Genomic DNA, 24,606 nt, shown 5'->3' on the forward strand with positions numbered 1-24,606 from the left:
ACCAGCGTCGATCCGCGACCCGACAGGATCAGAACGGTTTCCTCGAACAGCTGTCGGTGCGGCGCAAGTTTGCCGCCTGCGGGAATTTCCATGACATAGCAGTCATTGGTGGTGCGGCTGGCATCATGGTTGAGGAACACCGCATCTCCGCCGCGCCGCGCCCAGGGCTTGAGTTCGATCTCGTGCAGCGACGGCACATAGTTACCGTTCACAAGGTCCAGACCCTCGTTGGCGAGGAAGCGCGTGTAAGGCGTTTCTTTTTCACTTTTGAACTTTTCGGCCAGCGCGTCCGAAACCACTGCATCTTTCGCCATTCATTCCTCCATCACCCGAGGCAGGAACATGCCCCGATTTACCGTTGCAAAAACCATACGCCCGGCGTTAGTGTCCCGTCAATGGACCGGCGATCCACATAGAGGAACACACATGCCCGACAAGAAACCGGACGCGCGGCACACGATCGACGATCACATGTTCGGCGATTTCTACCCGCACGATCATGGCCCGGATGCCGATCACGACCATGACGACATCGACCCCGGCCCGCTCGAGGACAATCCGATCTGGCAGCGCGACAATGTCGCCCTGACCAGCGTCGGAATCGACATTGGCAGCGCGGGAACGCAGGTGATCTTTTCCAACATCCATTTGCAGCGCATGGGCGACAGCCACGCATCCCGCTATGTGATCGTGGACCGCCAGACCGCCTATGAATCGCCCGTCTCATTTACCCCCTATGCGGGTGAGACCGAGATTGACGCCGAAGCGTTGGGACGCATCATCGACGCCGCCTATGCAGAGGCGCGAGTCCGCCCCGAGGACATCGACACCGGCGTCGTGATCCTGACCGGAGAGGCGCTGCGCCGGGAAAACGCGGAAACCATCGCCGACATCGTGTCCGAACGTGGAGGCGATTTCGTCACCGCAACTGCGGGCAACCACATGGAGGCGATGCTTGCCGCTTATGGGTCGGGTGCCGCCAAGGCCAGTTTCGAGCGCGGCGCGCGCATTCTGAATATCGACATCGGCGGCGGCACGACCAAGCTGGCGCTCTGCGAGGCGGGCAAGGTTCTGTGGACGGCCGCACTGCATGTCGGCGGCCGCCTGATCGCCACCGAAGATGAAACTGTCATCCGCGCCGAACCGGCAGGGCGGCATCATGCAACGGCAGCAGGGTGTGACGTATCGCTTGGCGGCCATTGCCCGACCGGGATGCGCGAACGGATCGCGGCGCACATGGCCGATCTTCTGGTTGCCGCCGTGACACAGCGCCCGCTGCCTGCTGCGGTGGCTGACCTGTTCCTGACCGACATCCCCGATGATTTCGCCAATGTCGAAGGCGTGATGTTTTCGGGGGGCGTCGGTGAATATGTCGCCGACCGCGAGGCGCGGGACTTCGGCGATCTGGGCTTTCCGCTTGGCCGCATCCTGCGTGAGCGGGCGCAAAAAGGCGATTTCGGCGCTCCTCTTCTGGACGCAACCGCGTGCATCCGCGCCACTGCGCTTGGGGCTTCGGAATATTCCGTGCAACTTTCGGGTCAAACCTCGACCATCACGCGCCCCGGTCGTGTGTTGCCACGCCGGTCGCTGCCGGTGCTGAAACCGGCATTGGACCTGCGCGACGAACCCTCGCCCGAGGACATCGCGGACGCCATCACCACCCATTTCGAGGCTTTCGACCTGACCCCCGCCGAGAACGAGATCGCGCTGGCCTTCGAATTCGACCTGATGCCCGAATATGGTGCAATCCGGCGGCTTGCGGATGGGATCGTCCTGGCGATGAGACCCCGACTGGACGACGGCCACCCGCTTTACGTCATGCTGGACGGCGACATCGCGCAGACACTGGGCGGAATCCTGAAAGACGAGATGAAGCTCGAGAATGATCTGGCGATTCTCGACGGGCTGAGCCTGCGGGATTTCGACTATATCGACCTTGGCAAGATCCGCCTGCCTTCTTTCACTGTTCCAGTGACGGTCAAGTCGCTGCTGTTCCAGGACGACCCGCGCGGTCCCAGCCGTCAGGAGCGAATCAGCTTTGCGCCAACCACACATGGTCATGACCACAGCCATCATCACCACCATGACCACGATCATGGACACAATCACGGACACGGGCACCACCACCATCACGCGCATCCACACACCCACGCGAAAAGCGGCGAAACCCAAGACAAATGATGGATCACGGCATTGACATCGAAGGAGGTTCTGAAAAGACTGGAACGCAGTTCCGTCCAGCAGAACAGGTGATCCTTATGTCACAAGACCATTCAGACCAAGGCCGCAAGGAAATCAATCGCAATCCCCGGCGCGACAGCGCGCGTTTGTCTTCGGTAACAACCGCCATTCATTTGCTCAAGACCTTCACCCTTGAAGAAGACGAACTGGGCATCAGTGAACTGGCCAAACGGCTGGGCGTTGCCAAGAGCACCGTTCACCGGCTGGCCACCGCGCTGCTGGAGGAAGGGTTCCTGCAACAAAATGTTGAAAACGGTCGCTACCGTCTTGGCGTTGGCCTGTTCTCGCTTGGCTCACTGGTTCGATCACGGCTGGATGTGACCGCCGAATCCAAACATATCCTGAACGGCTTGCGCGAAAAAACCCAGGAAAACGTGCGGCTGGCGGTGCTGGAGCGGCAGAATGTCGTGTTCCTGCATGATTTCGAATCCCCCCAGACCCTGCGTCTGCGGTCCGGCACCGGGCAGGTGCGCCCCGCCTTCTGTACCGCCGAGGGCCTGTGCCTGCTGTCGGGCCTGCGCGAACCGGAGCTGGCCAAGTTCATGAACTACCCCCGACCGGACCGTACCCCCAAGACCACCACCGACGAAGAGGGCCTGCGTACCCGCATCAAACGCGTCAAGAAATACGGCTATGCCGCCGAGGACGAGGAATGTGACGAAGGCACACGCTGCATCGCCGCCCCGATCTACAATGGCGATGGCCGGATCGTCGCGGCCATCGGTGTCGCCGGTCCGCGCGTGCGCATCCGCAAAAGCCAGTTTCCCCGTATGGCCCCCATCGTGATCGAGGCTGCACAGCAGATCTCGGAACGGCTGGGCTATTCGCGGCGACAACCGATCTACATCTGACCCCCGGAGTCTGCATGCCCACCATCACCATCGACAAGGACGGAACCACGTTCGACTGCGCCGAAGGCGACACCATCCTGCGCGGTGCGCTGCGGGCCGGACTAGGCATGTCCTATTCCTGCAATGTCGGATCCTGCGGCAATTGCCGGTTCGAATTGATCGATGGCGAGGTCGAACATGCCCGCACCGATCCGCCCGCCTGGAACGAGCGCGACCTGAAACGCAACCGCTGGCTGGGCTGTCAGGCAGTGCCGAAAACCGACTGCCGGATCAAGTTCCGCCCCGATGCCGGGTCCATCAGCCGCGACCTGCCCGCGCAGCGCAAGGCGACGCTGGTGTCTGTCACGCAGATGACGCGGGACATTTCCGAGGTCGTGCTGAAAACCTCGGGCAGCGATGCCTTTCGTCCGGGTCAATACGCCCTTCTGTCCGTGCCGGGGATCGCAGGCGGGCGGCCCTACTCGATGGCCAATCTTGGCGGCGAAGACGGCATCTGGCGCTTTCTGATCAAAAGGATACCCAGCGGCGCCCTGACCGGCCATCTTTTCGACACGGCCAAACCCGGCGACACTGTTCAACTTGACGGCCCCTACGGCACCGCTTGGTTGCGCGACGATTGCGACCGCGACATCGTGCTGCTGGGTGGCGGATCAGGCTTGTCGCCGATGGTCTCTATTGCGCGCGGCGCGGCGGCGGCTGGGATGCTCGACCGGGCCAAACTGCATTTCTTCTATGGCGGGCGCGGGCAGGCCGATCTTTTCGACGTGGACGCGGTTCTTGGTTCCGATCTGGCCGGGAAAGTCACCTTCACCGCCGGGCTGTCGGAACCCGAGGCGGGTTGGACCGGCGCCTCCGGCCTGTTGCCCGCCATCGCCCGAGACACGCTGGGCGATGGTTTGGCCGAGGCACGGCTTTACTTCGCCGGTCCCGCCGCAATGGCGCAAGCGGTGCAACTGATGGCCCACGAGGCCGGCGTCGCGCCTGACCGGATGCATTTCGACGAATTTTACTGAACCGGCGCAGACCGGATTATTACGAGGGACCAATGGCAAACCTGAACCTGACGCTGGGCTGCTGGGATTACGACCGCGTCCAGCCGCTGATGGACGGCCGCGTGCGCGCCAAGGGCATCGACCTGAACTTCCTCAACATGATCGTCGAGGAAACCTTCTTTCGGATGTTGCGCAACCGCGAGTTTGATGTCGCGGAACTGTCGATGTCGTCCTACACCATGTCGCTGCACCGCGAGGACCGACCCTTTGTCGCCATCCCGGTCTTTCCAAGCCGCTATTTCCGCCACTCCTGTATCTATGTCAGCGCCAAGTCCGGTATCCAGACGCCAAAGGATCTGACTGGCAAACGCATCGGCGTGCCGGAATACCAGATGACCGCGCCGGTCTGGATCAGGGGCATACTGCAAGACCATTACGATGTCCCGGTGGACAGCGTGACCTATTGCTCGGGCGGAGAGGAATCGCCGAACCGCGACGAAAAGGTGCCGCTGTCCCTGCCCAACACCATCAAGGTCGAACGCATCGGCCCCGAAGACACGCTGGCGCAGATGCTGGCCGATGGGCGGATCGATGCGCTGCACACTGCGCGAAAACCCTCGACCTATGACGGGGTGAAGGTGCGCCGCCTGTTCCCGGATCATGTGCCGGTCGAAAAGGCCTATTACACAGACACCGGCATTTTCCCGATCATGCATGTGATCGCCATCCGCCGCGAGCTTTACGAGGCCAACCGCTGGATCGCGATGAACCTCTTTCAGGCTTTCCGCGAAGCACAGCAGCTTTGCTACGAGGGGCTGAAGGAAACGGCGGCGCTCAAGGGGATGCTGCCGTGGTTCAATGCGCATGTGGAGGAAACCTTTGCCCTCATGGGCGAGGACTTCTGGCCCTACGGAGTCGGCCCAAACCGCCACACGCTGGAGACCTTCCTGCGCTATCATCATGAACAGGGTCTCAGCCCACGCAGGCTTGCCGTTGAGGACATGTTCGCCGCCGAAACATTCGAGGAATTCGTGATCTGAGGAGGATCGCATGGAAAAAGTGACCATTCCCGCCCTGCACGAGATGAAACGCCGGGGCGACAAGATTTTCGGCGTGGTGGCATGGGACACCCATATGGCGGCGATTGCCGATCGCATCGGGGCGGACATCGTCTCGGTTGGCGACACCGTGGGCAAGAACATGTGGGGTCACGACACCATGTTCGAGATCACCATGGACGAGATGATCACCGTCACCCGCGCCGCGCGCCGTGGCACAAAGCGCGCGCTTCTGAGTGCGGATTTCCCCTATGGTCCGTTGCAGGAAGGGGCCGATGCCGCCGTGCGCGCCGCGATCCGCTTCGTCAAGGAGGCGGGTGTCGACCTGATCAAGCTGGATGGCGCGGCGGATTATCCCGAGGCCGTCACAGCGCTGACCCGTGCAGGCATTCCGGTCTGGGCGCAGTTCGGCCTGACGCCGCAGACCGCGCTGTCGCTGGGCATCCCCTATGAAAACCAGGCGGGCAGCGATGCCGCCCTGCCCGACGGCATGGAAGCGCGGATGATCGAAGAGGCCAGGATGCTCGAGGCAGCGGGCGCGGTCCTGCTTGATTTCACCAATTCCGGCCCGGTGGTCGGCCCCAAGGTGGTCGCGGCGGTCGACGTGCCGGTGATCGGCGGCTTTGGCGGCGGACCGTGGCTGGATGGTCGGGTGCGGCTGGCGCAGGCTGCCGTGGGCTACAACGCCGCCGCGCTGGACAAGGAACCAAAAGGTTACGCCAACGTGGCCCGTGTGATCCATGACGCGCTGACCGAATGCGCCGACGACGTGCGCGGTGCGCGCCAGATCAAGGGACAACCGGGAGCGAACTGATGCCAACTGTGATGATCGACGGAATCGAAACCCATTACGAGTTGCGCGGCGAAGGCCCGCCGCTGCTCATGTTCGCGCCCGGCGGCTTTGACGCGCGGATCGAAAAATGGTCGGACCTTGGCGTCTACAAGCGGATCAAGCTGCTGGACCACCTGCCGCAGCATTACACCTGCATCCTGTTTGACCGGCGCGAAAACGGACGGTCTGGCGGGCGGGTCGAAAAGGTGACATGGGATCACTTCGTCATCCAGGCTGCTGGGCTACTGGACCATCTGGGGTATGAAAAGGCACATCTGATCGGCGGCTGCATGGGGTGCTGCCCGGTCACGACATTTGCAGTCCGCCATCCCGAGCGGGTGCTGTCGATGATCCTCTATTTCCCGGTCGGCGGGGCCGCCTACCGCATCAACGGCCACCAGCGCTTTGCCCGGCATCTGGCCTTTGTTGAGGAAAACGGCCTTCAGGCCGTGGTCGATCTGGTGAACAGCCACGACAGGAACTTCTCGTCCGATCCGCGTGGCGGGCCTTGGGGCGACCCGATCCGGCGGTCTGACGATTTTGCCAGCACCTATGCGGCGATGGATGTGCAGCGCTACATGCTCACGGTCACCGCCATGGTGCGCGGCATGATCGACCGCGACACCGCGCCGGGCGCGGAACCCGAGGAACTGATGACGTTGGACATTCCGACGCTGATCGTGCCGGGATCGGATGGCGCACATGCGACCTCTGCCGCGCGGTATTTGCAGGAATGCCTGTCAGGGTCGGACTATTGGGATGTTCCCCCCGAGGGCCAGACCGAGGACACGGCCCCGGCCCGGCTTCTCGACTTCCTCAAGGCGCAGGCTTAACCCACCCGCTCCATCAGGTTAGGCGCAAAGAGATCACCCAACGCTATTGGCGCTGGCAGGATACGTTGCGCCACCGCCGCTGCCATCAGCGTCTCCAGCACATCCTTGTTGGGGCCCAGACCATATGGCAGCGGATCGGCCTGCGTCTCCATCACCGCCTGATGTACCTTGTCGGTTGGGGCCAGGTCACTGATCTGACCGGCGCGCAATTCGTTCAGGTAAAGGCGCTTGGAGGCCGCAAAGGCGTCGAAAAGCTGCACCGCAAGATCGGGATGTGCGTCGAACACGTCACGGCGCATCACCACCAGATGGTTGATCGGATAGAAACCGCTGTTGCGGAATGCCGCCAGACCGGCGTCAAAGGCATTGTCGATGAGCGGCGCAAGCCCGTCACCCTTGCCCTGCATCCCGACCGCCACAGGCACATCACCGCGCGCAACCTGCTCCTCGAGCGTGCCGTCGCCGCCCAGTTCCTCGACATTGGCGGGGCGGACATACTCGGCGACATGTTCGTCATCCGACCGTGCCCAGGTCACCGAATCCAGATCGACGCCGTAGTGATCGGCAAGGATCGTCCGCGCCCAGACGCCAGTCGTCACGGTATAGCCGCGACTGACCCCGACACGGCGACCCTCCAGATCCTTGGGCGTCTCGATCCCGGAACCCACATGTTTCGCCATTGACTTGTGATGGAACTCGCGCACAAGGAAAATCGGCAGTCCGACCAGATCAGAGCCGTGCGCTCGCGCGCAGAGGAAGGTCGTCAGCGCCATTTCCGAGATGTCGTAGGCCCCTTCGCGTACCATGCGGCGGAAGGCGCGAGGCAGCGGTGCCACCTCCTCGAAATTCAGGTCGAAATCCGGCAACCTGATCGCGCCTTCCTTCAATGCGCGGTTGTTGCCTTGTGTGCGGGTGACCATGGTCAGCGCGGGTTTTGGCATTCATCTCTCCTTCAGCAGCAATCTGGATCGCCATCGTCAATCAGCGCCCGCAGCAACCATGCGGCGGGCATGTCATCCTGCCCGACCCCGGCGGCCGGTTTGAAAATCCGGAACCGGTAACGGACACGGTCCTTCCAGAAACGGATCGTCACCAGTCGGGGCGGATGGCCCGGCACGAGGCCGGGATCTTCCGTCACCAGCACAAGTTCTGACGCCGTCAGCGCAAACCGGTCACGAACCATCGCCTCGATCCTGTCAAGATGGACAAGGTTTCCCGGCACCGCGCCAAGACGCTGAAACATGACCCCTCCGAACGGCCGGACACCAGGTCTTGGGCATCGGGCCGGATGGCAATCCTTTATCCATGTTCCTTTATGCAGAACACTGTTCTTGAATGCAGTTTGCCGCTTTGCTAGCGATGGGTCAATCGTGAAATTGGAGGAACCGCCGTGACCCAAGCCGTTCTCGCCGCTGTGCGCACAGGACCGGAAAAGACCGAATTCCGGGAATACCCCATGCCCGACATTCCCGACGAAGGTGCGCTGCTCAAGGTCGAAGTTGCAGGCATCTGCGGCACCGATGTCAAGTTCTACTCCAAGCCGCCGATCAGCGGGCCGGTCATCATGGGGCACGAGAATATCGGCTACATCGCCAAGGCGGGCGAGACGTTCAAGAAACGTCGCGGGCTCAAGGAAGGCGATCTGGTGTTCGTCGAACATTATGTCGGCTGCATGAATTGCGAATATTGCCACAAGGGCGATTACCGGCTCTGCATGGCGACGGACTGGCGCAAGAACCCCGAGGGTATCCGATTTGGGTATACCTCGGCGGAAAAAGCCCCGCATCTCTGGGGTGGCTTTGCGCAATACATGTACCTGCCGTGGAATGCGATCATCCACAAGGTGCCGGACGGGTTGTCACCGGAACTGGCGGGTGTGGTCACGCCGATGGCCAATGGTATCCAATGGGCGCTGTTCGATTGCGGCGTCGGTTATGACAGCCGCGTTCTTGTGCAGGGTCCGGGCCAACAGGGGCTGAGCCAGGTCATTTCCGCCCGTCAGGCGGGGGCGGCGCTTATCATCGTGACCGGCACCAACAAGGACAAGAAGCGTCTTGATGTGGCTCTGAAGCTGGGGGCTGACGCGGTGATCAATGTCGAAGAGGAAGACCCGGTCGAACGCATCCGCGAGATCACCTGTGGCGAAGGTGTCGATGTTGCGCTGGATTGCACCGCCGGGGCCGGAACCGCACCGCTGCTGCTGGGTCTTGAGGCGCTCAAGCGCAAGGGGGGCACGTTGCTGGTGCAGCAGGAAACGGCGGAATTTCCGAACTTCCCGCTGGCGAAACTTTGCAACAAATACGTCACCGTGAAATGCGCGCGCGGGCACAATTACCAATCTTGCGAACTGGCCCTGAAACAGCTCAATTCCGATCGCTTTCCGCTGGATCTCATCACCACGCACCGCTTTGGGCTGGACAAGACCCATGACGCGATCAAGGCAGTTGGCGGGTCGGGCGACGTGATCCACGTCTCTCTCATGCCCTGGGAATAAGCGTTGGACTGCCGCCTGCCCGTCACGGTTGTCACAGGCGCACTGGGCGCCGGCAAGACGACGCTGGTCAATCACCTGATCCGCACGGGTGATCGCAGGTTGGCGGTGATCGTCAACGAATTTGGCGATATCGGCATCGACGGTGACCTGATCGAGAGCGGGACGGAAGACCTGATCGAACTCAGCTCTGGCTGCATCTGTTGCGTCGTGCGCGGCGATCTGATCCGCACCTTGCGCGACCTGCTGGACCAAGGGCGGGCGCTGGACGGGATCGTGATCGAAACGACGGGACTGGCCAATCCGGGACCGGTGATCCAGACGTTCTACGCCGATCAGCAACTGGCGGCACGGTTGCGGCTGGATGCCGTGGTGACGGTGGTCGATGCGCTGCACGGGATGCAGGCGTTGGAGCGGCGCGACACGCAGGATCAAGTGGCACTGGCCAGCGTGATCCTCCTCAACAAGTCCGACGGCGCACCGGACGTTAGCCCGCTAGAAGATCGCTTGAGAGCGATCAATCCGGGCGCGAGGCTACATCGCATCAACCGGGGCCGTGCCGACCCTGACGATGTGCTGGACACCCACAGTTTCGACCTTGACGCGCTTGGAGGCCCGGACGCCCTGCCCGACGCACCGCCGCACGACCACGGTCCCGGCGGCATCACCGCGCTGTGCCTGCGTGAAACCGCCCCGATGGATGAAGCCGCGCTGGAACGCTGGCTGACCGATCTGCTGACCGTACACGGCGAGGACATCCTGCGCACCAAGGGACTGATCCGCACCACGGGCGATCCGCGTCCGCTTGCCGTTCAGGCGGTGCATATGCTGATCGAGGGCGACCGGCTGGATGGGCGTCCCGCCCCGCAGGAAAGCAAGCTGGTGTTCATCGGCCACAATCTTGATACCAATGCGCTGATGGCGGGCTTTGCCGCCTGCACCGCACCCACCAAAGGAGAGCCGATATGCCCGTCGTCCTGACCAATATCAAACGCGCCGACCAAGACGCCGCCGATGCGCTGGCGCAATACGGCACCGCCACCGTCCACGAGGCGCAAGGACGGACCGGCCTGATGCACCAACGGCTGCGTCCTGTCTGGCGCGGGGCCGCGATCAGTGGGACTGCCGTAACCTGCACCCTGCCGCCGGGCGACAACTGGATGATCCATGTTGCGGTCGAACAATGCCGGCCCGGCGACATCCTTGTGGCCGCTACCATTGCCGAAGCCCACTCCGGCTATTTCGGCGACCTGCTGGCCACCTCGCTCATGGCGCGCGGTGTGCGGGGCTTGATCCTTGATGCGGGGTGCCGCGATGTGGACGATCTCGAGAAGATGGGTTTTCCGGTTTGGTCACGTTCAATCTGCGCCCATGGCACCGTCAAGGAAACACTGGGCGACGTGAACGTGCCGGTGTCCTGCGGCGATACCGTGGTCAATCCGGGTGACGTGATCGTGGCCGATAACGATGGTGTCGTCGTGGTGCCCCGATTGGACGCCCCGGAGGTTGTGAAAGCCTCGCAAGCGCGGATCGAGAAAGAAGAGAAAAGCCGCGCGCGTTACAAGGCCGGAGAACTGGGCCTGGATGTCAACAACATGCGCTCGCGTCTGGCCGAAAAGGGTCTGACCTATATGGACCAAAGCGAATGGGAAAAGCGATGATCATTGATTGCCACGGGCACTACACAACCGAACCCGCCGCCTTCATGGCCTATCGCAAGGCGCAGATCGCCCACTACGAAGACTCTGCATCCCCCGCGCCAAAGCTCGCCGCCATCAGCGACGACGAAATCCGCGAAAGCGTCGAAAACAACCAGTTGCGCGCGCTCAAGGACCGCGGATGTGACATGACGATTTTCAGCCCGCGCGCCTCGGGCATGGGGCATCATGTTGGCGATCTGGCCATGTCACAGGACTGGACCCGCAAATCCAACGACATGATCCACCGCGTCACGCAAATCTTTCCAGACAATTTCATCGGTGTGTGTCAGCTGCCTCAATCGGTCGGTGTGTCCATCGAAAACTCGATCGAAGAGCTGGAGCGCTGCGTGCTGGAGCTTGGGTTTGTCGGTTGCAACCTCAACCCCGACCCGACGGGGGGAATGTGGACGGAAAAGCCGCTGACCGACCCGTGCTGGTATCCGTTTTTTGAAAAGATGGTCGAGCTGGATGTCCCGGCGATGATTCATGTGTCCGGGTGCTGCAATCCGAATTTTCACATGACCGGTGCGCATTACATCAATGCCGACACAACCGCCTTTGTGCAGTTCCTGCAAGGCGATCTTTTCTCGGATTTCCCGGATCTCAAGTTGATCATTCCCCATGGCGGGGGTGCCGTGCCGTATCACTGGGGCCGGTATCGCGGGCTGGCCGACATGATGGGCAAGCCGCCCTTGACCGAACACATCATGCGCAACGTCTATTTTGACACCTGCGTATATCATCAGCCGGGTATCGACCTGCTGTTCAAGGTCATAGACGTGGATAACATTCTCTTCGCGTCCGAAATGTTCGGCGCGGTCAAAGGGATCGACTCTCAGACTGGGTATTATTTCGATGACACCAAACGCTATGTCGATGCGCTGGATTTGTCCGAGGATGAACGCAGCAAGGTCTTCGAGGGCAATGCACGCCGGGTATATCCCCGTTTGGACGCAACGCTGAAAGCGCGCGGTCTCTAGGCGACTCTGCAGCGCGGCAAAAACGTTTCCTTATGTGGAACAATGTTCCGGATAAAGGTATGCACTACGCGAATGGCCGTTATGATGTTGATCCAGATCAATTGAATAATATCTTTATGCCCTTATGTTGCAGTGCAGCATAGGAGATGATTCATGGCACACGCACTTCGCAACTGGTTCGACTTCGGAATTGAAAAACCCGCGCTGACAGGACGTTCTTTCGATCCCCTTGGTGTTGTTTCCGGCTTCCGGGCGTATCGCGCCTATACCGATCTGTCAGAGCGGTCCGACGCGCAATTGGCTGCCATGGGAATTGATCGTTCCGACATCCCAAATATTGCTCTCAAGGCGACACAAAACAGCTAAACCCGTCGTGACAGCGTACCAGATCGCACAAGTAGCCGATCCGCGACCGCGTCGATAAACGAGTCGAACTCGTCTTCAATGCCCGAGAATGTCGGGCTGTCCGGCCTTACGAAAGCCAAGGTTCGGGTCACTGAAGGCGAGACCACAGGGCGCGCCACAACCTCGCCCTTGTTGATTTCGGCCTCTGCTGCGCCATAGGGGATAATTGTATTGGCAACCCCTTTGGCAACCAGGTTTTTGACGGCGCGGATGGATTGCACTTCGTACGTCACCTTAAGGTCAATCCCCAACCGTTCCGCGATGCGCGCAAGCGCGCGTGTTACGACATCCTGTTTCGCCGTCAGGGCAAGATCACACCGCATCGCGTCGCGAAACGCGATTGGCCCCTCTCCTGCGTTCGGCCCCGCCGCTGTCAGGAACAACAGGTCTTCTTCAAGCAAGGCGCGCCGCCGATACCCGGTATCCGCATCATCTACATAGGTCAGGGCGCAATCGATCTCGCCCGCTGCCATCTGGCGCATCAGGATAAAGCTGAAATCTTCGACAATGCGTAGTTGGACTGAACTCAGCGCCTCGGACAGATCTGTCAGAATTGCATCTCCAACCAACCGGACGATGCTTGGCGTCAATCCAAGGCGGATAACCCGATGTTCGGGCTGCGCGTGTACCATGACCGCATGACGCGCTTTTTCCAGACGACCAAGGATATCTTCTGCATGGCGTAGCAGCAGTTGCCCGGCACTTGTCGGTTTCACACCTCTGGAGTGCCGCTCTAACAGGGCGACACCCAGTTCTTCCTCAAGATTGCGGATCTGCAGCCCAAGCGCTGTTTGCGCCACGTTCAGCTCTGAAGCTGCGCGGGTCAGATTGCCGGCCTCCACCGCCTTGCGGAAATAGATGAGTTGCTTGAAGCGTATCGTCCTGTTCCTTTTGGTCTACGCGACCAGCATAGCGGCCGAATACGGCAGGAGAAGCATCAATCACGGTCAGAACAGCGGTGCCGTCACCCACGTCTTTTCCGCACTGCCAAGACCCAGGAACCCCAGCAAGGTGGGTGTGTCCGCCACCAGGGCGACAGCCCCCAGAACCGCGACCATGATCGACACCACAACCCAACGATCGAACACCTCGTGTTCTCGATTGATGAGCGCGTTGAAGATCAGCCGGAACACAATCGACAAGCGTTGGATCGGCACCACCACGGCGATTGGCGCAACGGCAAGCGCGAGATACCGAAAGAGCTGCGAAAGGGCGACAAAGATGGCCGACAGGACGAACCATCCCAAAGAAACACGATCAAGACCCTGCATATAGGACGCCCCTCCGGACATCAGAACCCAAACCCCAACGACAAGGCTTGCCGCGAAGTAGGACACCAGAACCCCGGCGGCGCTATCGGCGAGCGTGCCTGCGTCGCCCAGACCCAACGCGATGAACAAGGGGCTTGCCCCGTATCCAAAGGCGCAGACCGCGCCCCAGAGTAGGCCTGCCGGATAGTCCGGATCAAACCCCTTGTTGCCCGCCGCAACCTTTGTCTGACGCTTGCGCTGCACAAGGATCACCGGCCCAACCATGATCAGACCGACGCCCAAGAGGTTCACCGAATTGATGGTCTCGCCCAAAAAGACAAAGCCGAGGACCAGCGCAATGACAATAGAGACTTGCTGCACCGGCGTGGACAAGGTCGATCCCAGCGCCTGAGTCGCGCGGTAATTGCCGTAGCGGCCGATGACGAAATGCACCACCCCTGCTGCGATCATCCAGCCCCACGCCGATGGTGGCCAATCCAGCAACGCCGCATAGCCCCCCATGAAGGCTGCGAAAACCGCAAAGATCGGCACACCCAAAGGCACCGTAATCGCCATGCCCTGCAATACCGTGGATTTCAGCACGCCCCGGCGCACCGTCGCATTGTTCAGCCCGAAAAACGCCGCCGAAGCGAAGGCAAGGAGCGGTCCCAGCATTGTATAAGTCCAAAGAAAGAAATCGGACCGGCGCGGAATCGCCGGCCCTGCGCCGTTACGCGGCTTTGTTGCGGATCAGGTCGCGCACGATGTCGGGACTCAACGCCATGTCAGGCAGATATTCCGGCGCGTTCTCGATCTGCTCCAGATCGTTCAGACCGCATTGCTTGAAGATACGGTTGATGACCGAGATCAGCCGCAAGGGCCGGTCGGGATCAGCGTTGAAATGCTGGTGGATGGTGTTGGGCGGCACATAGATCACGTCACCGGATTCGTATTCCCACTTGGAGACATGATCCTGCGGCTTCCAGAAATATTCATCCGTGATCTCAACATCGCAATCCTGATGCATGTCATAGCCATGCCCTTCGAGCACATAGAGACATTCCTCGGCCAGATGCCGGTGCTTGCCGGATTTCGACCCCGGCGGGATAATCTGCATATAGGCGTCCACGGTTTCCATACGCGTGTTCATCGATTCGTTGATGAGATGCTTAAGAAGCCCCTGACGCGACATCTCCCACGGCATGTCATTCGGGCGGACCACCTTCTTGCGTTTGGCATCGCGCGCCGGGCGCTCGGCGGCATCATCCAGAAGATCCTGATACAGCGCCATGTTGTCGGTGCCGTCGATCCAGGCTTTGCTCTCTCCCCAGGCCATGCTCAGTATCCTCCCTCGGGATGGTTGAAATCCTCTTCCTCTTCACGCACCACAAAACCCTCGCCACCGGGGGCAGGAGTGGTGTCGCGCGGCTCCACCGTTTTCTGGAACAGCATGTTCATGAAGACGAACATTGGCTTGGTCTTGAGCACCAGCGCCCGCGCCGGTTTGGTATCGGACGCATTGAAGTGCTGATGCACGCAGTTGTTGTGAACGATCGCCACATCGCCCGCGTGCCAGTCATACTTGATGTTATCGTGAATCTCGTAGCCGTCACCATCAAGGATATAGAACGCCGCCTCGTTCACATGCCCATGCTTCTGGCTTTTGCCGCCGGGGCCGTATTCTTCGAGATGAAGATGAAACAGCTGGCTGATATTGTCCTTGGGTTCGACATAATGCCGCGAATAGGCCTGCGGACCATCGACAAACTTGATTTCCTTGGCCTTGCGCACACGCGGCACCGCGCGCAGCTTTTCCAACTCTTTCGTCAGGTTGTACTCACCCTGAATCGCCCGCACGAAAATGCGGTTCTTGTTGCTGTGGTAATAGCCGGCGGGCTGTCCCTCGGCGGGGCCGTCATCATCGTGATGGTGGTGATGGTGGTCCGGGTCACTCTCCATCTCGGGCAGTTCGTAGTCTTCGCTCTTGTCAGCCATGGACATGTCCTCCCTTTCGGATCATCTTTACCGCGGAGCGCGGTCAAGAACAATATTCCTTTATGCGGAACAGCTTGCCCTCGACGCGTGGCGGGATACATTTAAGGCTCTGAAAACATAAGGAATTCCTTCATCTTATCCGGAAACCCCCGTCCTTTTCTCTATGAGGAACAGTGGCAAAATTTGCCTGCCATTTCTTGCATGTGGAACATCGTTCCGCTAACCAGTTGGCAGCAACCGAACACGGGAGAGGTCATGTCAGACACCAGCAATCTGATCGAGCTATGCGCAAAGGACGATGTCGGCGATGGCGAGGTCATCAAGGTCGAAACCGACGATCTGGAATTGGCCGTCTACCATGTGGGTGACCGGTTTTATGTCACCGACAACATGTGCACCCACGGCCCCGGCGAACTGTCCGAGGGCTATCTGGAAGGCCATGTGATCGAATGTGATTTCCATCAGGGCCAGTTCGACATCCGCAACGGCGAGGTGGTGGCCCCGCCCTGCGTGCTCAAGCTCAAGACCTACAAGGTGGTGGACCATGACAGCGCCGTGGTGATCGAAACTCCTCAGGACTGATACCTTTTGGCCCGTCCTTAGCGGCGGGCCACCAGATCGACCAGCGCCGACATGCCGGAATGCCCGGCCCCTTCCTGAACTTCGGAGTCGTAGGCGCGGATCTCGCACGCACTCAGATCGCCGAACGCCTCTTGTAGCAACGCCTCGGTATAAAGGTTCTCACGTTGCTTCGGCCCTCCGGTGCCATAGTCCAATTGGTTGGGCGTATACCCTTCGATCAGGATCAGCCCGCCGGGACGCACAGCGCGGCGGATGCCGCGAAATACGTCGTCTCGGGCATCCGGGGCGAGGAACTGAAAGAAGATACCGACAACCGCGTCATATGTTCCGTCCGGCCAGTCATATTCGGTGATGTCCGCCAACACGAAGTTCAGCGTCACGCCGCGCTTTTTCGCCAATGCCCGCGCCTTGGTTTGCGCGTTGGGCGAAAAATCCTGACTGGTGACCTGCATTCCCTGTTCGGCCAGAAAGACCCCGTTTCGTGCTTCGCCATCGGCGATGCAGAGCACCTTCATTCCCGGCTCCAACTGGTGTACCTCGGCCTTGAGGAAGGCGTTTGGTTCGGTCCCGAACACATAATCGGTGGCGGCAAAGCGCGATTGCCAGCGGTCAAAGTCACTCATGCGGAGTTCCTCTTGAGGATGCGTGTCCGCCGCAGGCTGGGCAGCAGCAGGGTAAAGACGATAAGCACAATCAGGATCAGCGATTGCGGACGTCCCGCCATGAAGCCCAGCATGTCATAATCCGAAATCATCTGCGTTTGATGGAACGACCGTTCGGCAGTTTCCCCCAGCACAAGCGCGATGACAAGGGTCAGGCGCGGATAGTCGAAGCGCATCATCAGGTAGCCGACAACCCCCATCACCATCGCCAGGATCACATCCGCCGGCTTGCCGTCCAGAACATAGACCCCGGTCAGCGACACCGTCACCACCACGGGCACCAGAACATGCACGTTCACATGGGTGATCAGCACCAGCCAACGGGCAAAGATCAGCCCCAATAGCGACGCCCCAACTGCCGACAGGGTCAGCGCCATGATGAGGCCATAGACCTCGCGCTGGTTCTCGATCAGGATCGTTGGTCCGGGGTCGATGCCATGCAGAACAAGGATGCCGAGGAAGAGCGCGGTTTCGGCGCTGCCCGGAATGCCGAAGGCGACGGTGGGCACCAGAGATCCGCCATCCTTGGCGTTGTTGGCGGCCTCGGGTGCGATGACGCCAAGGATATTGCCCTTGCCAAAACTCTCGGGGTCGCGCGACGCTTGTACGGTCGAAGTGTACGATATGAAGGACGCAACCGTACCGCCCAGACCGGGGATCGTGCCAATGATTGTCCCGATGGCAGACCCGCGCAGCAGAACGGTCCAGTTCTTGAAGACCGACAGAACACCCTCCCAGACACCCGAGATGCGTTGCGTGGCGGCATCGGCCTTGCCCGCAACCGATCCGCCTTTCAGGCCCAACTCGATCATCTGGCTCAGCGCGAACATGCCCGTCAGCGTGGGCACCAGCGGGATGCCATCCCAAAGGTAATCCGTATCGAAGGTATAGCGCAATTCACCCGACACCGTGTCAGAGCCGATGAAGGCCAGCATCAGCCCCAACCCGCCCGCGATCAGCCCGCGCAACAGTTTGCCGCGCGCCGATACGGCAATGGCGATCAAGCCGAGGATGGTCAGCAGGAAAAATTCCGCCGGACCAAAAGCCAGCACCAGTTCGCGGGCAACCGGAATGACCAGCAGCAACGTGAACAGTCCGATCAATCCCCCCATGGCCGAAGCCGCAGCAGAGGCTCCGATGGCGAGCCCCGCCTTGCCCTGCTGGGCCAGCGGATAGCCGTCAAACGTTGTCGCCGCATTGGGCGCGGTGCCCGGCGTATTGAGCAGGATCGCGGTGATCGAGCCGCCAAAGGACGTGGCCCCCATCACCCCGCCCGCCAGGTACATCGCGTCCAGCGGGTCCATGGAAAACGTCACCGGGATCAACAGCGCCAGCGCGGTTGTCCCACCCAGCCCCGGTATGACCCCAAAGCACAGCCCAAGCGCCACGCCGATGAAAATGTAGATGATCGACCCACTGGTAAAGACAGTGGCCGCCGCATCCAACAACAGGTCGAAACCCATGGCATCCTCGCGTTAAAGATAACCGCGGCGAGGCCAGGCGCCGCCGCGGTTGTGATTGAAAGGCCGAAGGATCAGGACTTTTCTTCCAGCACGTCCCGGTACTCGGTGTAGAAATCCATCATCTCGTTCATGATGGCCTTGGCGGCGTCCGAACCAACCGGATCAAGCGGATTGTTGGTGCTCTCTGCCCATTCCATCGCCGAAGCCGAATTGGCCGCCTCGACCAAGGCTTCACTCAGCTTCTGGCGGATGTCCTCGGGCAGACCCGGAGGTGCCCCGACGATCCGGCGCAGGGTAAAATTGGCAAAGTTGTCATAGCCCAGTTCCGTCGAGGTCGGCACATCCGGCAGGCTGCGTTCATCCTCAAAGGTCATCAGGAGGCGCAGATCGTCGGTATACTTGGTCAAACCGGCAATCGGCTTGATCGTGGCATCGACTTCGCCGCGCATCAGGCCGATGATCGTGTCCGCCGATCCCTTGTAACCTGTGACGTTCAGGATCGGGCAGTCGATGCTGGCCATGGCGATCCGCGCTGTCACCGACGAGGTCGAGGCCGGGCCGGTGTCGGAATGCTTGAACGGGCGGCCAAGGCCGCACAGGTCTTCGAGGCTCTGAAACTCACTGTCCTTCTGAACCGCCAGCGCATATTTCGAGGTGGCAAGGTTGCCGATCCAGGTGATGTCCGTCAGGTCATAGCCCGAGGATTTGCCCAGAAGTTGCGGAACGGTCAGGCCCGGAACGTTCAGGATGCCGATGGTATAGCCATCGGGATCGGCCCGGTAGACGGTGCTGGCGCCCTTCTGGCCCCCGGCGCCGTCGATATTCTCGATCACCACCTCGGTGCCAAGGATCTTCTCCATCTCGGGCGCCACGGCGCGCGCATAGGCGTCAAAGCCGCCACCGGTGCTGTAGGGGACGACAAAGGTGATGGGTTTTTCCGGCCATTCCGCCAAGGCGGCTGTGCCGGTCACGGCCAACGCGCTTGCAGCAAGGCCTGTCAGGATGGGTTTCAACATGGGTCTTGGTCTCCTCTCTGTGTGTGGTGTGTCCGCTTGGCGGGGTGCCTTACGGATTCTGGTTGTCTGTCAGGAACGGTGGATCACCACCGCGATAGTCCGCGCGGATCGAAAACCAGCCCGCGATACAATGTCGTGCCCAGCGCCAGTTCGAACACCGCGACGACAAAGGCCAGAACCAGTACTGCGGTGACAAGCGACGAGATCCACGACCGTCGCCCCCAAAGGCGCATGTAAAGCGCAATGAAGATCGGAATGGTGGGCAGGATGCCGATGACCAGCATCGAGGCGACACAGCCAAGCATCGCACCCACGATCAGCAATTCACGGTGCAGTTCCGGATCATGGTTCATCTCGGGGCTGCGGAAATCCGCGCCCAGCGTCACCTGAATGGCCCGTCCCGGTGCCTTATCAAAGCGCGACACCAGGTCGAGCACGGCAAGGATCGCCATGGCGATGCCCACCGATGTCGGCATCAGGCGCGGCACCCGACCGTATTCTTGCGCGCCCCAAGTATAGGCCACGGCCAGCACAAACAGCACAAGCGGCGGCCAGATCGAACGGACTTTGGCAGGAGCGATGATCGGGTCTGTCATGGTCTACTCCGTCGGGAACAACAGCGACTTGATGACCACCGGCGCCGCCCCGGTGGCGCGGATCACGTCGCCGATGTCAATGAAATCAAACTCGGAGAGGCGTATCCCGTCGATCGAGATGATCGCCGCGGGCACATGTTCTTCGCTGCGAGCCTGCATCCCGAGCAGCCCGCCGATGTCACCATCACAGACCAACACCAGCGGATGCCCGGCCTTCAGTGTATCGCGCAATCCCTTCACCAACCCGCGCGCCAAGGCAGCAAGCCGCGCATAGCTGGCCGATCCCTGCCACGGGACAGCAACCGCAACGGGTTGCCCGCTCAGATCGAGCCGCGCCAGCGCATCACGCACCGCCTTGGCACAGGCATCCGCGTCGATTTCGTCATCCAGTGGAAGATCCGGCGCGATGACGGCAAGGTTGCGCAGCGGCAGAATGCCTGGCGGGTCCAGAAAGATCGTCGATCCGGACACCTGCACGGTGTATTGCGAGGCCCCAACGACGGTGGCGCGAATGCCCTGCCGCGCGGCAATGCGGGGCCAGCCCTGCGCCGCGATCCGGCTGTCCAGCGCGCGGGCCAGCTCGAAGCCAAGATCGTCGCCCGGTGTTCCGGCCTCAAGATATTCCGACACGCCGCCCGACACGACAATGCGCGGCGCAAGCGGCGCATTGGGCAATCCAGGCAGTCGCATCAGCCCCTCCGCCGTGCCGCCGGCCAGAACCGTGATGATCCGGTCGGCCATCACACCCGCCAGATGCGCGCGGTCCGCCACGCCCAGAATTTCGCCCTTCCCGACCGTCAGCCCAGCATCCGACAGATGCCGCGCGCCGAAAGGTTCCAGCCGGGTGATCCGGCCCGTGTCGTCAAAGGCCAGCAACCGCGCCCCCACATCGAGCGCGGTGCGCGCCACGATCTCGCCGCCGTCGCACAAGGCCACCTTGGTCGTGCCGCCGCCCACATCGACATTCAGCACCGGACCGCCCTCTTCGGACAGCGCCCGTGCGCCCGATCCATGCGCGGCCATCAGGGTTTCCAGCGAATCCCCGGCCGACAGCGCCACGAACTTGCCCGCCTCCGCCGACAGAACCTCGCCAATGGCGCGGGCATTGCGGCGGCGGGAGGCAACCCCGGTCAGGATCAACGCGCCGGTGTCGATGTCACCCCGCCCGATTCCCGCCGCTTCGTAGGCGTCGTCGATGAAGTCGCCCAAAGCGTCGGCGTCGATGTCTTCGCCCTGCACATAAGGTGTGAAAAGGATATCCGACGCATGCAGCACCTCGCGCGCCGCCACGATATAGCGCGTGTCCATCCGCTCCAGCGTGATGCGCGAGAACAGCAGGTGCGACGTGGACGACCCGATGTCGATCCCGACCGAGACCAACTGGATCTCGTCCTCTTCGACCAGCGATCTGTCCGCGCCCGAAAAGAACACGCGCCCGCCGGGATCGGTCTCTTCAGGGATGGACAACATCGCACTCACTGGTCCGATGGCCTTTCATAAAGCGCCGGATCCATCCGGCTCTTGGCCCCGGATGTTGCGATGTGATCCTCGAATTCCTGCCGGATGCGGGGGTCTTCCATCCAATAAGGGATCGACGTGCCACCTTCGGTGACGTCCATCGCCGTATAGTCGATCTGTTTCTCGCCCGGCGGCAGGCCCGTGACCATGCTGGGATGGTGTGGCCCGAACCACGCGCTAAGCCGAAACGGCTCGGACGAGGTATTGAAATGCTGGTGATACCACCGCGCGCCACCGGGGGCGGCGCTGACCATGCCGACGGGTTCGTAATCCACCCGTTTGACCTTGTCGCCATGCCCGTCTTTCCACGGGTTGACGCCACATTCCTCGGGCCAGGTATAGGTATATCCCTTGCCCTTGACGCAGATCAGGATCGCCGCCGACGTGTGCGCGTGGGCCTTGGAATAGCGGCCCGTCTCGTGTTGGCCGATCCAGAGGTAGAACTTGTTTCCGGTCATGAACGGCTCGACCCGCCGATAGCCGGGCGAGCGCCGGTTATCGAGCGGCAATTCGCAGTTCATCACATCCGGCACCAGATTGGTGCGCCGCATCGCCAGTCCCCGGATCGGATCGGGTTCAAGCTCGTCATTGGGTTTGTAGAAATCCCGTTCACCCGAGAATCGCGAGGTGAATTGATACGGATTGTCAAAGATCGCGCCCTTGTCCCCGATCAGGTTCATCAGGTTCGGGGCGGTTGTTCCGGCCAGAAGCAAAGCCGGGCTGTTCGTGGCATTGACGACGCGGTGATAAGCGTTGACCGGGATCGAGAACATCGACCCGGTCTGCCATTCAAAGATGTGCTTTTCGCCACCCTCTTCCAGCCAGACCTCGGTGGTGCCACGCCCTTCGACAACGAGGAAAATCTCTTCATAGAGGTGCTTTTCGACATTCAGCGCCCCGGCAGCGGGCACTTCGACGACATAGGCGCCCCATTTGCCTTCGGTTCCGTGCAACTGAATGTAATGGCCGCGCCCACCCATGCGGGGCCAGTTGATCAACGGCAGGTTTTGCACCTTCGAGATCCCGACGCCCCGAAAGACCGGGATTCCGTCTTCTTCCATAAAGCGGTCGTAATCCGTCTGCGGCTGGCCGAATTTTCCATAGCCCGCGCGTTCGCCGCGCGTCGGTTCGTGCCAGTGAACGGCTCCGTCCATGTCATGTGGCATCCTGCGCGACCCTCCCGTCATTGCGTGCCGTCAATCTGCCCGTTTCGGCGCGCGCCGTCAACAGAATGGAATGCCTTTCCGCATAAAGGAACATTACGACGAAAGGTGTTCCGCGCCTGCGGCGCGCTTTTGACAGTCGGCGCAAACGCCCCCTAACGTCATCGCAACCAACATATGAAGGGCATCCGATGGACAGTGACATGACACGCAACTGGAAGGCCGAACCGGTCGAGGGGCCGGTGGATGAGTCCATCGCCTGGGGCTCGGATGTTCCGGCGGCGATGCTGCGACGGTTGGGCATCAAACATATCGCCCTGACCCCCGGTGCCAGTTATCGCGGCTTTCACGACAGTCTGGTCAACCACTTGGGCAACGACGCCCCCGAGATCATCATGTGCACCCACGAGGAACACGCCATCGCGGTGGCGCATGGCTATGCCAAGGTCACGGGACGCGCGATGGCGGTCGCGGTGCATTCCAATGTCGGGCTGATGCATGCCAGCATGGCGATCTTCAACGCCTTCTGTGACCGGGTGCCGATGCTGATCCTTGGCGCGACCGGCCCGATGGATGCCGCCGAACGACGACCCTGGATCGACTGGCTGCACACCGCGCAGGATCAGGCGGCGCTGGTGCGCGCCTTTCTGAAATGGGACGATCAGCCGGGTTCGGTGGCCGCCATTCCCGAAGCGATGCTGCGCGGCTGGAAGATTGCCAACACCGCGCCCTGTGGTCCGGTCTATGTCAACCTCGATGCGGGGGACCAGGAAACGCCGCTGGCGGCACCGCCTGCCCTGCCCGACCCGGCGCGATTTGCGCCTTTGCCCGAAGCGGCCCCCAATCCGGCGGCGATTGAGCAGGCCGTCAAGGCGTTGCAGACCGCGACACACCCGGTGATCCTTTTCGGACGTGGGGCGCGCACAACCGAGGCAATGCAGGCCCGCGTCGCGCTGGCAGAACGCACGGGCGCGGCGTTGTTGTCGGACCTCAAATCAGGGGCGATGGTGCCAACCGACCACCCTTACCATGTGGGCCAACCCTTCAATCGCGTGCACGGCGCGGGCAAGGCTGTTCTGGAACGCGCGGATGTGATCCTGTCACTGGGCTGGATAGACCTTGGTGGATTGTTCAAACAGGTGTTCGGAGCCGGTACATCCAAGGCCATGGTGCTGCATGCCGGGTTGGACCACCAGTTGCACAGCGGTTGGGGGCAGGAACATTTCGCGCTGCCACCCGTGGATATCGACCTCAATTGCAGCGCCGATGCTGCGGTCGCAGGCTTGCTGGCGAACCTGCCCGACGAAACCGCCCCCGCACCTGACATCCCCGCACCCAAGTCAAAATCCGAAACCGCGCCGGGTATCACGCTGCGTGACATGGCGACCGCCCTGCGTGACGCGGTGGGTGATCGGCCTGTCACTTTCCCCGCACTTGCGCGTGGCTGGCCGGTCGATCTCTGGCCGCATCACCATCCGCTGGATTTTCTGGGCAAGGATGGCGGTGGAGGTGTCGGCTCTGGCCCCGGTCTTTGTATCGGTGCGGCGCTGGCGCTGCACGGCTCGGGGCGGTTGGTCATCGGCACGCTGGGCGATGGCGATACGCTGATGTCGGTCAACGCGCTCTGGACAGCGGCCAAATACCGCTTGCCGGTGATGTTCCTCATCAACAACAATCGCAGCTACATGAACGACGAGTTGCATCAGGAACGCGTGGCGCTTGCGCGTGGGCGCAACCCGGCAAATGCGTGGATCGGTCAACGGCTGGATGACCCCGCCCCGGACTTTGCCGGTCTGGCCCGCGCACAGGGGATCGAGGCGTTTGGCCCGATCGATACAAGCGACGCTCTGGCCGATGTTCTAAAGCAGGCGGTCAAGGTTCTGGACAGCGGTCGCCCCTGCCTGGTCGATGTGCTGACCGACGGGCGACTGGGGCGCGAGGATGCCGCCGTCAGAGATACGAAGGGCGCGGCCTGAGC

The 24,606-nt window shown here is 61.3% G+C and carries 26 protein-coding genes; 13 read left to right on the top strand and 13 right to left on the bottom strand.

Annotated features, from left to right (window positions below; all coding sequences use genetic code 11):
• The coding region (locus ACTIEN_RS15045) for a hypothetical protein (protein ID WP_439523967.1) at positions 1–314 on the bottom strand (314 nt) is incomplete at its 3' end.
• 112 nt (positions 315–426) lie between these two features.
• Between ACTIEN_RS15045 and ACTIEN_RS15050 the strand changes: the two genes are divergently transcribed.
• The 6 genes from ACTIEN_RS15050 (at position 427) to ACTIEN_RS15075 (ending at position 6,807) form a co-directional block, all read left to right on the top strand.
• A complete protein-coding gene (locus tag ACTIEN_RS15050; protein WP_439523968.1) occupies positions 427–2,181 on the top strand; it encodes an ethanolamine ammonia-lyase reactivating factor EutA in 1,755 nt (584 codons plus the stop codon).
• A gap of 77 nt (positions 2,182–2,258) precedes the next feature.
• On the top strand, positions 2,259–3,092 hold the full coding sequence (locus ACTIEN_RS15055; RefSeq protein WP_439523969.1) for an IclR family transcriptional regulator: 834 nt from the start codon (positions 2,259–2,261) through the stop codon (positions 3,090–3,092).
• A gap of 14 nt (positions 3,093–3,106) precedes the next feature.
• On the top strand, positions 3,107–4,105 hold the full coding sequence (locus ACTIEN_RS15060) for a 2Fe-2S iron-sulfur cluster-binding protein (protein WP_439523970.1): 999 nt from the start codon (positions 3,107–3,109) through the stop codon (positions 4,103–4,105).
• 32 nt (positions 4,106–4,137) lie between these two features.
• On the top strand, positions 4,138–5,124 hold the full coding sequence (locus ACTIEN_RS15065; protein WP_439523971.1) for an ABC transporter substrate-binding protein: 987 nt from the start codon (positions 4,138–4,140) through the stop codon (positions 5,122–5,124).
• 10 nt (positions 5,125–5,134) lie between these two features.
• A complete protein-coding gene (locus tag ACTIEN_RS15070; RefSeq protein ID WP_439523972.1) occupies positions 5,135–5,956 on the top strand; it encodes a 3-methyl-2-oxobutanoate hydroxymethyltransferase in 822 nt (273 codons plus the stop codon).
• A complete protein-coding gene (locus tag ACTIEN_RS15075; RefSeq protein WP_439523973.1) occupies positions 5,956–6,807 on the top strand; it encodes an alpha/beta fold hydrolase in 852 nt (283 codons plus the stop codon). The genes ACTIEN_RS15070 and ACTIEN_RS15075 overlap by 1 nt, the downstream gene beginning before the upstream one ends.
• On the opposite strand, the gene ACTIEN_RS15080 is transcribed toward ACTIEN_RS15075, so the two are convergent.
• Both ACTIEN_RS15080 and ACTIEN_RS15085 read right to left on the bottom strand, forming a co-directional pair.
• A complete protein-coding gene (locus ACTIEN_RS15080; protein WP_439523974.1) occupies positions 6,804–7,748 on the bottom strand; it encodes an ABC transporter substrate-binding protein in 945 nt (314 codons plus the stop codon). The two genes, ACTIEN_RS15075 and ACTIEN_RS15080, sit on opposite strands and share 4 nt — an antisense overlap.
• Positions 7,749–7,759: 11 nt before the next feature.
• Positions 7,760–8,050, bottom strand: a complete 291-nt coding sequence (locus ACTIEN_RS15085) for a hypothetical protein (RefSeq protein WP_439523975.1) — start codon at positions 8,048–8,050, stop codon at positions 7,760–7,762.
• Between the two features lie 147 nt (positions 8,051–8,197).
• Here ACTIEN_RS15085 and ACTIEN_RS15090 point away from each other — a divergent pair, with 147 nt between their 5' ends.
• The 5 genes from ACTIEN_RS15090 to ACTIEN_RS15110 all read left to right on the top strand — a co-directional run bounded on the left by ACTIEN_RS15090 (position 8,198) and on the right by ACTIEN_RS15110 (position 12,344).
• The gene (locus ACTIEN_RS15090) at positions 8,198–9,301 is read left to right on the top strand and encodes a zinc-dependent alcohol dehydrogenase (protein ID WP_439523976.1); all 1,104 of its coding nucleotides are present in this window, start codon (positions 8,198–8,200) and stop codon (positions 9,299–9,301) included.
• 3 nt (positions 9,302–9,304) lie between these two features.
• Positions 9,305–10,279, top strand: a complete 975-nt coding sequence (locus ACTIEN_RS15095) for a CobW family GTP-binding protein (protein ID WP_439523977.1) — start codon at positions 9,305–9,307, stop codon at positions 10,277–10,279.
• The gene (locus ACTIEN_RS15100; RefSeq protein WP_439523978.1) at positions 10,264–10,959 is read left to right on the top strand and encodes a 4-carboxy-4-hydroxy-2-oxoadipate aldolase/oxaloacetate decarboxylase; all 696 of its coding nucleotides are present in this window, start codon (positions 10,264–10,266) and stop codon (positions 10,957–10,959) included. The genes ACTIEN_RS15095 and ACTIEN_RS15100 overlap by 16 nt, the downstream gene beginning before the upstream one ends.
• Positions 10,956–11,978 carry an amidohydrolase family protein gene (locus tag ACTIEN_RS15105; RefSeq protein WP_439523979.1) on the top strand — a complete coding sequence of 341 codons (1,023 nt, stop codon included), beginning with the start codon at positions 10,956–10,958 and terminating at the stop codon, positions 11,976–11,978. Before ACTIEN_RS15100 ends, ACTIEN_RS15105 begins: the two co-directional genes overlap by 4 nt.
• 153 nt (positions 11,979–12,131) lie before the next feature.
• On the top strand, positions 12,132–12,344 hold the full coding sequence (locus tag ACTIEN_RS15110) for a hypothetical protein (RefSeq protein WP_439523980.1): 213 nt from the start codon (positions 12,132–12,134) through the stop codon (positions 12,342–12,344).
• On the opposite strand, the gene ACTIEN_RS15115 is transcribed toward ACTIEN_RS15110, so the two are convergent.
• The 4 genes from ACTIEN_RS15115 to ACTIEN_RS15130 all read right to left on the bottom strand — a co-directional run bounded on the left by ACTIEN_RS15115 (position 12,341) and on the right by ACTIEN_RS15130 (position 15,628).
• On the bottom strand, positions 12,341–13,261 hold the full coding sequence (locus tag ACTIEN_RS15115; RefSeq protein WP_439524021.1) for a LysR family transcriptional regulator: 921 nt from the start codon (positions 13,259–13,261) through the stop codon (positions 12,341–12,343). The genes ACTIEN_RS15110 and ACTIEN_RS15115 overlap by 4 nt on opposite strands.
• Positions 13,262–13,330: 69 nt before the next feature.
• Complete coding sequence (locus ACTIEN_RS15120) at positions 13,331–14,308, bottom strand: EamA family transporter (RefSeq protein ID WP_439523981.1); 978 nt, start codon at positions 14,306–14,308, stop codon at positions 13,331–13,333.
• A 55-nt stretch (positions 14,309–14,363) separates the two neighbouring features.
• Positions 14,364–14,969 carry a cupin domain-containing protein gene (locus tag ACTIEN_RS15125; RefSeq protein WP_439523982.1) on the bottom strand — a complete coding sequence of 202 codons (606 nt, stop codon included), beginning with the start codon at positions 14,967–14,969 and terminating at the stop codon, positions 14,364–14,366.
• A 2-nt stretch (positions 14,970–14,971) separates the two neighbouring features.
• Positions 14,972–15,628 (bottom strand): cupin domain-containing protein, encoded by a 657-nt coding sequence (locus tag ACTIEN_RS15130; RefSeq protein ID WP_439523983.1) that lies wholly within the window; start codon positions 15,626–15,628, stop codon positions 14,972–14,974.
• Positions 15,629–15,883: 255 nt separating this feature from the next.
• On the opposite strand from ACTIEN_RS15130, the gene ACTIEN_RS15135 reads away from it, so the two are divergent.
• The gene (locus tag ACTIEN_RS15135) at positions 15,884–16,210 is read left to right on the top strand and encodes a non-heme iron oxygenase ferredoxin subunit (RefSeq protein ID WP_439523984.1); all 327 of its coding nucleotides are present in this window, start codon (positions 15,884–15,886) and stop codon (positions 16,208–16,210) included.
• A gap of 17 nt (positions 16,211–16,227) precedes the next feature.
• On the opposite strand, the gene ACTIEN_RS15140 is transcribed toward ACTIEN_RS15135, so the two are convergent.
• The 6 genes from ACTIEN_RS15140 to ACTIEN_RS15165 all read right to left on the bottom strand — a co-directional run bounded on the left by ACTIEN_RS15140 (position 16,228) and on the right by ACTIEN_RS15165 (position 22,619).
• The gene (locus ACTIEN_RS15140; protein WP_439523985.1) at positions 16,228–16,833 is read right to left on the bottom strand and encodes an SAM-dependent methyltransferase; all 606 of its coding nucleotides are present in this window, start codon (positions 16,831–16,833) and stop codon (positions 16,228–16,230) included.
• Positions 16,830–18,335 carry a tripartite tricarboxylate transporter permease gene (locus ACTIEN_RS15145; protein WP_439523986.1) on the bottom strand — a complete coding sequence of 502 codons (1,506 nt, stop codon included), beginning with the start codon at positions 18,333–18,335 and terminating at the stop codon, positions 16,830–16,832. Before ACTIEN_RS15145 ends, ACTIEN_RS15140 begins: the two co-directional genes overlap by 4 nt.
• A 71-nt stretch (positions 18,336–18,406) precedes the next feature.
• Positions 18,407–19,351, bottom strand: coding sequence for a Bug family tripartite tricarboxylate transporter substrate binding protein (locus ACTIEN_RS15150; protein WP_439523987.1), 945 nt, complete (start codon positions 19,349–19,351; stop codon positions 18,407–18,409).
• 83 nt (positions 19,352–19,434) lie between these two features.
• On the bottom strand, positions 19,435–19,947 hold the full coding sequence (locus ACTIEN_RS15155) for a tripartite tricarboxylate transporter TctB family protein (protein WP_439523988.1): 513 nt from the start codon (positions 19,945–19,947) through the stop codon (positions 19,435–19,437).
• 3 nt (positions 19,948–19,950) lie between these two features.
• Positions 19,951–21,417, bottom strand: a complete 1,467-nt coding sequence (locus tag ACTIEN_RS15160) for an ethanolamine ammonia-lyase reactivating factor EutA (RefSeq protein ID WP_439523989.1) — start codon at positions 21,415–21,417, stop codon at positions 19,951–19,953.
• Between the two features lie 5 nt (positions 21,418–21,422).
• The gene (locus ACTIEN_RS15165; RefSeq protein WP_439523990.1) at positions 21,423–22,619 is read right to left on the bottom strand and encodes a cupin domain-containing protein; all 1,197 of its coding nucleotides are present in this window, start codon (positions 22,617–22,619) and stop codon (positions 21,423–21,425) included.
• A 212-nt stretch (positions 22,620–22,831) separates the two neighbouring features.
• Between ACTIEN_RS15165 and ACTIEN_RS15170 the strand changes: the two genes are divergently transcribed.
• Positions 22,832–24,604, top strand: coding sequence for a thiamine pyrophosphate-binding protein (locus ACTIEN_RS15170; protein WP_439523991.1), 1,773 nt, complete (start codon positions 22,832–22,834; stop codon positions 24,602–24,604).
• Positions 24,605–24,606: the final 2 nt, after the last annotated feature.

The sequence above is a fragment of the Marivita sp. genome, from assembly GCF_051859345.1.
Classification (GTDB): Bacteria; Pseudomonadota; Alphaproteobacteria; order Rhodobacterales; family Rhodobacteraceae; genus Marivita.

Bases quoted from the DNA above. Each gene is read 5' to 3' on its own strand.
- ACTIEN_RS15050 (WP_439523968.1), top strand. From the start codon at position 427: ATGCCCGACAAGAAACCGGACGCGCGGCACACGATCGACGATCACATG.
- ACTIEN_RS15055 (WP_439523969.1), top strand. From the start codon at position 2,259: ATGTCACAAGACCATTCAGACCAAGGCCGCAAGGAAATCAATCGCAAT.
- ACTIEN_RS15060 (WP_439523970.1), top strand. From the start codon at position 3,107: ATGCCCACCATCACCATCGACAAGGACGGAACCACGTTCGACTGCGCC.
- ACTIEN_RS15065 (WP_439523971.1), top strand. From the start codon at position 4,138: ATGGCAAACCTGAACCTGACGCTGGGCTGCTGGGATTACGACCGCGTC.
- ACTIEN_RS15070 (WP_439523972.1), top strand. From the start codon at position 5,135: ATGGAAAAAGTGACCATTCCCGCCCTGCACGAGATGAAACGCCGGGGC.
- ACTIEN_RS15075 (WP_439523973.1), top strand. From the start codon at position 5,956: ATGCCAACTGTGATGATCGACGGAATCGAAACCCATTACGAGTTGCGC.
- ACTIEN_RS15080 (WP_439523974.1), bottom strand. From the start codon at position 7,748: ATGCCAAAACCCGCGCTGACCATGGTCACCCGCACACAAGGCAACAAC.
- ACTIEN_RS15085 (WP_439523975.1), bottom strand. From the start codon at position 8,050: ATGTTTCAGCGTCTTGGCGCGGTGCCGGGAAACCTTGTCCATCTTGAC.
- ACTIEN_RS15100 (WP_439523978.1), top strand. From the start codon at position 10,264: ATGCCCGTCGTCCTGACCAATATCAAACGCGCCGACCAAGACGCCGCC.
- ACTIEN_RS15105 (WP_439523979.1), top strand. From the start codon at position 10,956: ATGATCATTGATTGCCACGGGCACTACACAACCGAACCCGCCGCCTTC.
- ACTIEN_RS15110 (WP_439523980.1), top strand. From the start codon at position 12,132: ATGGCACACGCACTTCGCAACTGGTTCGACTTCGGAATTGAAAAACCC.
- ACTIEN_RS15120 (WP_439523981.1), bottom strand. From the start codon at position 14,308: ATGCTGGGACCGCTCCTTGCCTTCGCTTCGGCGGCGTTTTTCGGGCTG.
- ACTIEN_RS15125 (WP_439523982.1), bottom strand. From the start codon at position 14,969: ATGGCCTGGGGAGAGAGCAAAGCCTGGATCGACGGCACCGACAACATG.
- ACTIEN_RS15130 (WP_439523983.1), bottom strand. From the start codon at position 15,628: ATGGCTGACAAGAGCGAAGACTACGAACTGCCCGAGATGGAGAGTGAC.
- ACTIEN_RS15135 (WP_439523984.1), top strand. From the start codon at position 15,884: ATGTCAGACACCAGCAATCTGATCGAGCTATGCGCAAAGGACGATGTC.
- ACTIEN_RS15140 (WP_439523985.1), bottom strand. From the start codon at position 16,833: ATGAGTGACTTTGACCGCTGGCAATCGCGCTTTGCCGCCACCGATTAT.
- ACTIEN_RS15145 (WP_439523986.1), bottom strand. From the start codon at position 18,335: ATGGGTTTCGACCTGTTGTTGGATGCGGCGGCCACTGTCTTTACCAGT.
- ACTIEN_RS15150 (WP_439523987.1), bottom strand. From the start codon at position 19,351: ATGTTGAAACCCATCCTGACAGGCCTTGCTGCAAGCGCGTTGGCCGTG.
- ACTIEN_RS15155 (WP_439523988.1), bottom strand. From the start codon at position 19,947: ATGACAGACCCGATCATCGCTCCTGCCAAAGTCCGTTCGATCTGGCCG.
- ACTIEN_RS15160 (WP_439523989.1), bottom strand. From the start codon at position 21,417: ATGTTGTCCATCCCTGAAGAGACCGATCCCGGCGGGCGCGTGTTCTTT.
- ACTIEN_RS15165 (WP_439523990.1), bottom strand. From the start codon at position 22,619: ATGGACGGAGCCGTTCACTGGCACGAACCGACGCGCGGCGAACGCGCG.
- ACTIEN_RS15170 (WP_439523991.1), top strand. From the start codon at position 22,832: ATGACACGCAACTGGAAGGCCGAACCGGTCGAGGGGCCGGTGGATGAG.